This window comes from uncultured Brevundimonas sp. (genome assembly GCF_937870815.1).
GTDB lineage: Bacteria > Pseudomonadota > Alphaproteobacteria > Caulobacterales > Caulobacteraceae > Brevundimonas.
Map to the genome: position 1 here is coordinate 1 of NZ_CALMZS010000006.1, position 9908 is coordinate 9908.

Below are 9908 nucleotides of genomic sequence, written 5' to 3' on the forward strand. Positions count from 1 at the left end.
CCGGGCGTGTCGAGCAGGTTGAACATCTTGCCGTCGTGCTCGAAGGTCATCACCGAGGCCGAGACCGAGATGCCGCGCTCCTTCTCGATCTTCATCCAGTCGGACCGGGTGCGGCGGTTCTCGCCGCGCGCCCGCACCGCCCCGGCCGCGCGGATGGCTCCGCCGGCCAGCAGGATGTGCTCGGTCAGGGTGGTCTTGCCCGCGTCGGGGTGCGCGATGATGGCGAAGGTCCTGCGGCGCAGGGCCTCCTGTTCGAGAGTGAGTTTCGACATGGTCTATCCGTTGGGCGGCGGGAGTTACCGCGTGCGCGCCCCGATGTCACCCGATGTGAACACCCCCCCTCGCAACGGAGGGCCTTCGGAGTCGTGTTCCGCGGGCGGGACGATCCGGTCACGCCACCGGCCGCCGCTCCTCGAAACACAAAGCAACGGCCCTGGCTCACGACCATCCCCCCGACCCCGCCCCGAGGGCGGTCTGATCGTCGGCTTCGGCCTGATCGTTCCCCGGCGCGATGGCGGCGCACCTGGTCTTCAGCGTGCTGGTCCGGGGCGGATCACCCGCCGTCGGCGGCGGCCTCCTCGTTCGGCGGCGCGTCGTCGACCGCCACGCTCTCGCCGCGCGCGGCCGCGGTCATCTCCCGCGCCAGGCGGGTGTAGCGGCCACGATGCGGGCTGTTGGCCACCGGCTGCAGGATCAGGATGGTTTCCGCGTTCATCCCCCGGGCCAGATAGGCTTGGGCGAGCCGCAGGCGGACCTCGAACGACTGGGGCGAGAGTGCGTTGGCCGCCTCGAGTGTGCTGAGGTCATTGTCGTTGGGATAGCCGGAGAGGCCACGGCGGGCCTCGTTCAGATCGACGTAGATGCGGAAATCCAGCGGATCGGCGTCCAGGGCCCGCGCCAGATACCGTAGCGCCGCCCGGCGCCCGCCCACGGCGGCCTCGGGATCCGTCTCCTTCTTCGCCAGGTCGATCAGCATGGCCCCGGCCAGGCGCAAGGCGTCGGCGTCAGTCGAGTCCTCGCCGATCAGCGGTTCCAGTTCGGTGAACCCCGCTTCCGGATCATGGGAAAGGCGATGAGCCCGCGCCGCGACCAGGGCGGACATCCGGTCCGCGGGGAAGCGGGCCGCGGTCGCGAACGAGGTGCGGATCAGTTCGGCCCGGCGCTCGACCCTTTCGCGCGCCTCGCGGGCCTTCTGCGCCTCCGATTTGCGGGTCTGGCCGTCTTCCTCCTCGGGATGCTCGATCACGTCGGTGTTGTCGAGGCGGATGTCCAGCCAGACCATGGCCGCCTCGGCGGGCGTCAGCCGCGAGATCGCGATCTCGGGCTGGGGGAGTTCGATCTGGGGGGTCCAGATGTTGATCGGGCCGGACATGTACATCCGCACGTCGTTCTGCAGCTGCTCGGGCGTCCGGCCGGTGGCCGCCTGCATCGCCTCGACCGAATTCTCGCCCCTGATCACGGCGGCCAGATACGCGCCCAGCATCCGCGTCCGCTCGGGCGTGCTCATGAAGTAGTGGGTCATGGCCCACGCCTGGGCGTAGTAGAGGTAGGCGGGGTAGCGTCCCGACGGCGTGTAGCGCCAGGTCAGGACGTCCTCCATCCGGGCCCAGCTGTTGGCCCCCAGGTTCAGCGCGCTCACCCGCCCGGGGTGATGGCGGCCGAACTGGATCCGGTTCGGCTGGATCTCGGCCGTCGCATAGTATTCCGCGAACCCTTCCACGAACCACGACGGGTAGGCGTTGGAATTCATCTGGAACATGAAGTGATGCGCATATTCGTGGAACAGCACCACGTCGCCGGTCATGACCCGGGTGTCCACCACGGCGTAGATGCGTCCACTGTTGGAATCGTAGAAGCCGGCGACGCCGCCGCTTAGTCCCGGATAGACCCGCTCCATGTCGCGGCGGCCCCGGGCGAGGAAGATCTCGAGCTTCGGAATGTGGTGGTCGATCTCGATCGGATAGTAGGCGCGCAGCAGGCCGTCGAAACGTTCGACCCTTTGCACGAAGGCGCGGATGTCGCCCTCCGAGGCGTCGCCATAGACGATGAAATGGTCCGTTTCCGCCCTCAGCCAATCCGCCCGGACAGGTCCGGCGGCGCAGACCAGGAGCAGCGCGACTCCGAGGGCCAGCGCCCTGATCCAGCCGACAGCCATGACATTCCCCCAATGTCGTCGGGGAACAACCTACTGTTGGAGACTGTATGACTTCAAGCCGGAAGCGAAGACTTCAGGCCGCCAGCCGCATCCACACGGCCCTGTCGGCGGCGACGGCGTCGAGCTTGCCCTTGGCGGCGCGGGTCTTCAGCTGGCGCATCACCGGGTCGGGCAGGGCGCAGAACTGCGGCTCGACCAGGTCGGGATCGCAGGCCGCCGCGGGGGCGGCGAACAGGGCGGCGTTGACCTCGGGCGAACGGTCGTGGATCAGCCAGGCCAGACGGCGGGCCCGCTCGGGGGCGTTGTGGTGCAGCAGCGGGTCCTCGGCGAACAGCTCGCAGCCCAGCGTCAGCACATAGTCGAAGCCCAGCTTCTCGAACCGGCGCGCGTCGCCGGGCGTGACCGGGCAGGCCTCGTCCAGGTCGAACACCACGTCGTTCAGAAGGAAGAGCATCGGGCGCACCCACCATCACGTCGGGCTCATATCGACCCGTTACGCATGACCATAGGCGCCCACGCTTGCGGTTCCGTTCCCGAACGTCGTTAAGGATTTCGCACCGGCGGCGGCGGGCGGAAGGAGTGGTTAGGAAAGGTGCTGGGGGCTGGAGGCTAGGGGCTAGGGTGCGGGCGGTACGTCCAGTCTCTGCTTGAGACGGGTGAGCATCCGACCCACTTCTCGTGCGACCTCCAGACAAGGCCCTGCTGCCGAGTTCGGAAGGTGGTTGATACGCATGGCGAGCATCAGGAACGTTTCGGTCTCCGCCAGGGAGCCGCGGGCGATGGCGATAAACCGGGCGTAGTCCCTTCGTGTCCCCCGTTGGTATCCCTCGGCGATATTCGCCGGAACGGAACTGGCCGCCCGCTGCATCTGGCTGGTCATCCCATAGAGTTCGCTCTTCGGCATGAGCGGTCCCAGCGCATAGATCATGACCGCCAAATCCATGGCCTTCTGCCAAACCGCCAGATCCTCATAGCCGCGCATATCCTAGCCCCTAGCCCCCAGCCCCCAGCCCCTACGCCACCTTCTCCGTTATAAAATGCCGCCCCTCCCGGTCCTCGATCTCGACGATCCAGAGGTCGGGGTCGTATCCAACCTGCCGCGCCAGATACTCGTCGAGCTCGCTCTCGAACTCGCTCTGGACCGGCTGCATCCACAACCGCTCGCCGTCGGGGCCGAACGCCTCGCTATAGAGTCGGGCGCGGCGGTTCGACGTGTCGAAGGCCTTGACGATGACCGTGCCGGCCCGGGCGTCGCCCTTGCGGGCCACCGTCGCGAAGGCCCCGGCCAGTTCGGCGCGACGGATCAGGGCGGACACCCACAGGTCGGTGGACAGAAGCAATTCGCTAACCCTGATCGGAAACCGGACCGGAACGCGTGATGCGTAGGGTGCGGCGCATGACGATAGGGCAGAACGCCGCCGCCGCCAAAACCGTCCTGCTCGCCGCCGCCGTGCTGGCGACGCCGGCGCCGGCGTGGGCGGGGCCCGCCGACACCTATTACGAGCGCGCCTTCGTGGTCGCCGCCGACGCCCGCTGCGGCCTGTTCGACGACCGCGTCGACGCGGCCCTGACCGCCGCCACGGCCCAGGCCCGCGGCGCCGCCCTGCGTTCGGGCGCGGCCGAGGCCGACCTCAAGGCCGTCGCCGCCCGGGCCCGGGCCCGGGCCGAAACCGTCTCGTGCCGCGATCCGCAGCTGGCCGTGGTCCGCGACCGCGTCGACGGGGCCTTCTCGGGCTGGACCCGCACCCCGCGGATGACCTTCCCCGGCCAGGCCCGGCCGTGGGTCGCCGACCGCAGCGCCTGGAGCCGCCCCGGCTGGCGGCTGAGCCAGGCGTCCCGCGTCGGGGCCTCGCCGGTGACCTTCGGCTACGCCGGCGACGGGGACGCCCCGGCCCTGACCGCGGTGGTCTCCTTCGTCGGCCGCTCGCGTCCCTACGCCGCCCGGATCGTGTTCCGCGACGAGGCCAGGGCCCCGCGGGCGTGGCTGTCGGGCCGCGGCCTGGCCCCCGCCGCCTCGCGCGCCAGCGTCTGGGCCACCGCCGTCGCGCCGGCCGGCGCCGCCCTGCTGGCCGAGGGCCGCCGCGCCGGCGAGGCCTGGCGCTTTCCGGCCACCGCCGCCGACGGCCTCGGCCGCCTCGATCCGCGCGAGAGCTTCCTCGTCGAGTTCCATTTCCGCGACGGCAGCGTGGCCACGGCGGCCTTCGAGGCCGGGGATTTCGCCGCCGGCCGCGCCTTCATGGCCATGGGCGCGCTGTAGTTGGGGACTAGGGGCTAGGGGCTAGGGGCTAGGGGCTAGGGTGTAGGGTGGCGGGGACCATCCAGTTTCTGCTTCAGGCTGGTGAGCATCCGGCCGACTTCTCGCGCAGCCTCAAGACACGGTGTCGCGGCTGCGTCGGGAAGGTGTCCAATACGCATCGCAAGCATCAGAAATGTCTCCGTCTCGGCCAGTGAGCCGCGAGCGACTGCTATGAATCGCGCATAGTCCTTTCGCGTCCCGCGCTGGTAGCCCTCGGCGATATTTGCCGGAACCGAGCTGGCCGCTCTTTGGATCTGGCTCGTCATTCCGTAGACCTCGCTCTTCGGCATGAGTTGTCCGAGTGCGTAGATCATTACGGCCAGATCCATGGCCTTTTGCCAAACCGCCAAGTCCTCATAGCCCCGCATATGCCCCCTAGCCCCTAGCCCCTAGCCCCTAGCCCCTAGCCCCTGCCTCGAGCGGTGAGATTAACCCGGCCCTTAACGCCCCGTTTACCACGAAGGCGGCAGTTTCTGCCTAGCGGGCGTGTTCAGGTCTCCCGCGAGTATCGGGGCGGAACGCGTGGGCGGCTTCACGGCGGCGTTGCAGAGATTCGGGATCGGTCGCCTGACCGTGGTGCTGGGCGTCGCCGCCGGCGTCGCGGCGGTGCTGGTCGCCGTCATGCTGCGCATCGGCCAGGCCCCCGACGCCCTGCTGTATTCCAACCTCGACCTGCGCGAGGCCTCCGAGATCACCACCGCGCTGGACAGCGCTGGCATCAAATACGCCTCGAAGGGCGACGGCTCGACCATCTTCGTCAGCCGCGACCAGGTCGGCGAGGCCCGCCTGCTGGTGGCCGGCAAGGGCCTCGTGACCTCCGGCTCGGTCGGCTACGAGATATTCGACAACCAGTCGGTGCTGGGCCAGACCGAATTCCAGCAGAACCTCAACGAGAAGCGGGCCCTCGAGGGCGAGCTGGCCCGCACCATCATGGAGATGCGCGGCATCACCTCGGCCCGGGTGCTGATCGCCCTGCCGTCGCGCCAGCTGTTCCAGACCGCCGCGGCCGATCCGACCGCCTCCGTGGTCGTCGGCGTCACCGGCGGGGCCCTGACCGGGGCCCAGGTCCAGGCCATCCGCAACGTCGTCGCCTCGGCCGTGCCCAATCTGAAGCCCGAAAAGGTCACCCTGACCGACACCGCCAACCGCACCCTCGCCGCCGGCTCCGACGACGCGGGCTTCAGCGCCGCCTCGGCCGAGGAGGCCAAGTCGTCGACCGAGGCCCAGCTGCAGGCCCGCATCAAGGACATCGTCGAGGGCGTCGTCGGGGTCGGCGCGGCCCGCGTCCAGGTCACCGCCGACATCGACCACAGCCGCTCCACCACCCAGGAGCAGCGCTTCGATCCCGACGGCCAGGTGGTCCGCTCGATGTCGACCAACGGTTCGGAGAGCGCCGACACCACCGGCGTCAACGACGGCGGGGCCACGGCGACCAACAACATTCCCGGCGGGGCCGAGGCGGGCGCGACCCCGCTCGGCTCGCGCGACACCCAGAACACCGAGACCACCAACTACGAGATCTCGAACACCACCACGACCACCATCAAGGAGGCCGGCGAGGTCAAGAAGCTGGCCGTGGCCGTGGCCGTCGACGGCAAATACGGCCCCCCCGCCGAGGCCGGCGGCGAACCGACCTACACCCCGGTGTCGGAAGAGGACCGCGCCAAGATCGAGGCCCTGGTCAAGGCGGCGGTCGGCTTCGACGCCGCGCGCGGCGACGTCGTCCAGGTCACCGCCCTGCGCTTCAACCGCGACATCGCCGCCGTCGGCGGGGTCGAGGCCGGCTCGTCCCTGTTCAACTTCACCAGGAACGACCTGATGCGCGGCGTCGAACTGCTGGTCCTGCTGGTCACCGGCGTGCTGCTGATCTTCTTCGTGCTGCGCCCCCTGCTGAAAACGGCCGCCGGCGGCGGCGGACAGGCCCAGCTGGACGGGCCCGGCGGGGCGGTGACCTCGCTGCAGACCACGCTGATGGGCGCGGGCCAGCCGATGGCCCAACTGGCCGGCCCGCCCTCGGAAATGGAGCAGCGGCTCGACATCGCCCGCATCGAGGGCCAGGTGAAGGCCTCCTCGGTCAAGAAGGTCGCCGACTTCGTCGAGAAACATCCTGACGAGTCGACCTCGATCCTGCGCAACTGGGTGCACGAAGGCTGATGGCGGCCCGGCTCGTCTCCAAGAAACCGGCGGTCGAGGACGTCAGGAAGCTGACGGGCCCCGAGAAGGCCGCCGTCATCCTGCTGTCGCTGGGCGAGGACCACACCCGCCTGTGGCAGAGCCTCGACGAGGACGAGATCAAGGAGATCTCCCAGGCCATGGCCTCGCTCGGCACGGTGTCGGCGGCCGTGGTCGAGGAGCTGATGGTCGAGTTCGTCTCGGGCATGAGCGGCTCGGGCGCGGTCATGGGCAGCTACGAGCAGACCCAGCGCCTGCTGAATTCCTTCATGCCCGCCGACCGCGTCGACGCGCTGATGGAGGAAATCCGCGGCCCGGCCGGTCGGACCATGTGGGACAAGCTCGGCAATGTGAACGAGGCCGTCCTCGCCAACTATCTGAAGAACGAATACCCCCAGACCGTCGCCGTGGTCCTGTCCAAGATCAAGCCGGACCACGCCGCCCGGGTGCTGACCAGCCTGCCCGAGGACTTCGCCCTCGAATGCGTCCAGCGCATGCTGCGCATGGAGCCGGTGCAGCGCGACATCCTCGACAAGATCGAACAGACCCTGCGCGCCGAATTCATGTCCAACCTGGCCCGCACCTCGAAGCGCGACAGCCACGAGCTGATGGCCGACATCTTCAACAGCTTCGACCGCCAGACCGAGGCCCGCTTCATCGGCGCGCTGGAGGAACGCAACCGCGAGGCGGCCGAGCGCATCCGCGCCCTGATGTTCGTGTTCGAGGACCTCGCCAAGCTCGACCCCGGCGGCATCCAGACCCTGCTGCGCGCGGTCGAGAAGGACGCCCTCGCCCTGGCCCTCAAGGGCGCCTCCGAAACGCTGCGCGAAATGTTCTTCTCCAACATGTCCGAGCGCGCCTCCAAGATCATGCGCGAGGACATGGAATCGATGGGGCCGGTTCGCCTCAAGGATGTCGACCAGGCGCAGATGGCCATGGTCCAGGTCGCCAAGGACCTCGCCGCCAAGGGCGAGATCATGCTGGTCGGCCAGGGTGCCGACGACGAGTTGATCTACTGACATGACCGCTCATCCCGCCAGCACCCCCTTCGCCTTCGACACCGAGTTCGACGCCTCGGGCGTCGTCGTCCGGGCCTCGGCCTTCCGGCCGGCGCGGCGTGCCTGGACCCAGGCGGAGGTCGACGTCCTGCTGGCCGAGGCCCGGCTGGAGGCGCGCAACGCCGCCCTGGCCGAGGCCGACAGCCTGCGGGCCGCGGCCCTGGCGGTGATCGGCGAGGCCCTGGCCGCCGCCGTGCCGACCCTGACCAGGATCGCCCACGCCCACCGCGAGCAGTCCGCCGAACTGGCCATGGCCGCGGCCCGGGTGGTCGCCGCCGCGGCCCTCGACCGCTTCCCCGCCGGTCCGCTGCAGGCCGCCCTGGAGGCCCTCGGCCAGGAGATCGACGCCTCGCCCCGGCTGGTCATCCGCGGCGGCGCGCTCGACGACGCCGGCCGCGCCGGCCTCGAACGGCTGTGCGCCGACGCCGGCTTCTCGGGCGTGGTGGCCTTCCGCGACGATCCGGGCCTGCCGCCGGCCGCCTTCCAGCTGGAATGGGCCGACGGCCGCGCCGCCTTCGAGCCCGAGGCCGCCTTCGCCCGCATGCGCGAGGCGCTCGACTCCGCCCTCGCCGCCGAGGCCGGCCACGCTGAGACCCTCACCCCTGAAACCTCGATGGAAGGGAGGCCGTAATGGCGTCCGACACCATGGCCCTGGAGGAGTTCCCCGACTCCACCGCGATCACCGTCCACGACGAGGCGACCGACAAGACCGCCACCGACCTGGCCCCGGTCTTCGACGTCCCGGTCAACATCTCGGCCGTGCTCGGCAAGGCGCACATGTCCGTGGCCCAGCTGCTCAAGCTGAACCGCGGCTCGGTGCTCGAGCTGGACCGCAAGGTCGGCGAGGCCATCGACATCTTCGTCAACAACCGGCTGGTCGCCCGCGGCGAGGTGGTCGTCGTCGAGGACCGCCTGGGGGTGACGATGACGGAAATCATCAAGACGGAAGACTCCGGCGCCTGACGGGCGACGCGCGTAGAGATTGGAGGAGAAGACCGATGCGGCTTCTGGTGGTTGGCAGGCTCAGCGGACAGCTGGCGACGGCGGTGAAGATGGCCATGGCGCACGGCGCCAAGGTCCAGCACGTCGAACGCGGCGACCAGGCGACGGAACAGCTGCGGCGGGGGCAGGGGGCCGACCTGCTGATGGTCGACTACCGCATCGACATCGCCGCCCTGATCGCCGCCAATGAGGCCGAGCGCATCCATGTGCCGGTGGTCGCCTGCGGGGTCGACGCCGACGCCGCCGACGCCGCCGGGGCCATCCGCGCCGGGGCCAAGGAGTTCATCCCCCTGCCGCCCGAGGCCGACCTGATCGCCGCCGTGCTGTCGGCCGTCGCCGACGACGAGCGCCCGCTGATCTCGGCCGATCCGTCGATGAAGGCGGTGGTCCAGCTGGCCGACCAGGTGGCCCGCTCCGAGGCCTCGATCCTGATCACCGGCGAAAGCGGCGTCGGCAAGGAGGTCATGGCCCGCTACCTGCACGCCGGATCGAAACGCGCCGACCGGCCCTTCATCAGCGTCAACTGCGCCGCCATTCCCGACAACCTGCTGGAATCCGAGCTGTTCGGCCACGAGAAGGGGGCCTTCACCGGGGCCATGGCCCGCCGCATCGGCAAGTTCGAGGAGGCCGACGGCGGCACCCTGCTGCTGGACGAAATCTCCGAGATGGACGTCCGCCTGCAGGCCAAGCTGCTGCGCGCCCTGCAGGAGCGGGTCATCGACCGCGTCGGCGGCACGAAGCCGGTGCCGGTCAATATCCGCATCATCGCCACCTCGAACCGCGACCTGGCCAAGTCGGTCGCGGAAGGCACGTTCCGCGAGGACCTGCTGTACCGCCTCAATGTCGTCAATCTGCGCCTGCCGGCCCTGCGTGAGCGGCCGGGCGACATCGCCGTTCTGGCCGATCACTTCGTCAGGAAATACGCCGCCGCCAACGGCGTGCCGGTCCGCCCGATCTCGGCCGAGGCCAAGCGCGCCCTGGTCTCGCACTGCTGGAACGGCAACGTCCGCGAGCTGGAGAACGCCATGCACCGCGCCGTGCTGCTGGCGGTCGGGCCCGAGATCGATGTCGAGGCCATCCGCCTGCCGGACGGCCAGCCGCTGGCGATGGGCAGCCACGGCGCCGCCGTCGACGCCGGCGTGGCCGGTCGCGCCGCCCATGTCGCCGACGCCGTCACCCGCGCCCACGTCGGCCAGACGGTGGCGCAGATGGAGAAGGCCCTGAT

The 9908-nt window shown here is 69.8% G+C and carries 12 protein-coding genes; 6 read left to right on the forward strand and 6 right to left on the reverse strand.

The genetic code is table 11. From position 1 onward, the window contains the following. The 5 genes from Q0588_RS00395 to Q0588_RS00415 all read right to left on the reverse strand — a co-directional run. Positions 1-272: GTP-binding protein (locus Q0588_RS00395; protein ID WP_298742756.1), on the reverse strand; the 272-nt coding region annotated here is incomplete at its 3' end. Positions 273-553: 281 nt separating this feature from the next. Continuing rightward, positions 554-2155 (reverse strand): hypothetical protein, encoded by a 1602-nt coding sequence (locus Q0588_RS00400; protein ID WP_298742757.1) that lies wholly within the window; start codon positions 2153-2155, stop codon positions 554-556. A gap of 73 nt (positions 2156-2228) precedes the next feature. Next, positions 2229-2609, reverse strand: coding sequence for a hypothetical protein (locus Q0588_RS00405; RefSeq protein WP_298742758.1), 381 nt, complete (start codon positions 2607-2609; stop codon positions 2229-2231). Positions 2610-2771: 162 nt separating this feature from the next. Next, positions 2772-3137, reverse strand: a complete 366-nt coding sequence (locus Q0588_RS00410; protein WP_298742759.1) for a four helix bundle protein — start codon at positions 3135-3137, stop codon at positions 2772-2774. A 31-nt stretch (positions 3138-3168) separates the two neighbouring features. Beyond that, the gene (locus tag Q0588_RS00415; RefSeq protein WP_298742760.1) at positions 3169-3495 is read right to left on the reverse strand and encodes a DUF1491 family protein; all 327 of its coding nucleotides are present in this window, start codon (positions 3493-3495) and stop codon (positions 3169-3171) included. A 56-nt stretch (positions 3496-3551) separates the two neighbouring features. Here Q0588_RS00415 and Q0588_RS00420 point away from each other — a divergent pair, with 56 nt between their 5' ends. Next, positions 3552-4412, forward strand: a complete 861-nt coding sequence (locus Q0588_RS00420) for a hypothetical protein (protein ID WP_298742761.1) — start codon at positions 3552-3554, stop codon at positions 4410-4412. A gap of 35 nt (positions 4413-4447) precedes the next feature. Here Q0588_RS00420 and Q0588_RS00425 read toward each other — a convergent pair whose 3' ends face one another. Beyond that, complete coding sequence (locus Q0588_RS00425; protein ID WP_298742762.1) at positions 4448-4819, reverse strand: four helix bundle protein; 372 nt, start codon at positions 4817-4819, stop codon at positions 4448-4450. A gap of 154 nt (positions 4820-4973) precedes the next feature. On the opposite strand from Q0588_RS00425, the gene fliF reads away from it, so the two are divergent. The 5 genes from fliF to Q0588_RS00450 all read left to right on the forward strand — a co-directional run. After that, the gene (fliF, locus tag Q0588_RS00430) at positions 4974-6605 is read left to right on the forward strand and encodes a flagellar basal-body MS-ring/collar protein FliF (RefSeq protein ID WP_298742764.1); all 1632 of its coding nucleotides are present in this window, start codon (positions 4974-4976) and stop codon (positions 6603-6605) included. After that, entirely contained in the window at positions 6605-7642 is a 1038-nt protein-coding gene (fliG, locus tag Q0588_RS00435) for a flagellar motor switch protein FliG (RefSeq protein ID WP_298742765.1), read from the forward strand. Before fliF ends, fliG begins: the two co-directional genes overlap by 1 nt. 1 nt (position 7643) lies before the next feature. After that, complete coding sequence (locus tag Q0588_RS00440; RefSeq protein ID WP_298742766.1) at positions 7644-8312, forward strand: flagellar assembly protein FlbE; 669 nt, start codon at positions 7644-7646, stop codon at positions 8310-8312. Next, positions 8312-8644, forward strand: coding sequence for a flagellar motor switch protein FliN (fliN, locus tag Q0588_RS00445; RefSeq protein ID WP_298742767.1), 333 nt, complete (start codon positions 8312-8314; stop codon positions 8642-8644). Before Q0588_RS00440 ends, fliN begins: the two co-directional genes overlap by 1 nt. A 35-nt stretch (positions 8645-8679) precedes the next feature. Then, on the forward strand, positions 8680-9908 hold a 1229-nt coding region (locus tag Q0588_RS00450; protein WP_298742768.1), incomplete at its 3' end, for a sigma-54 dependent transcriptional regulator.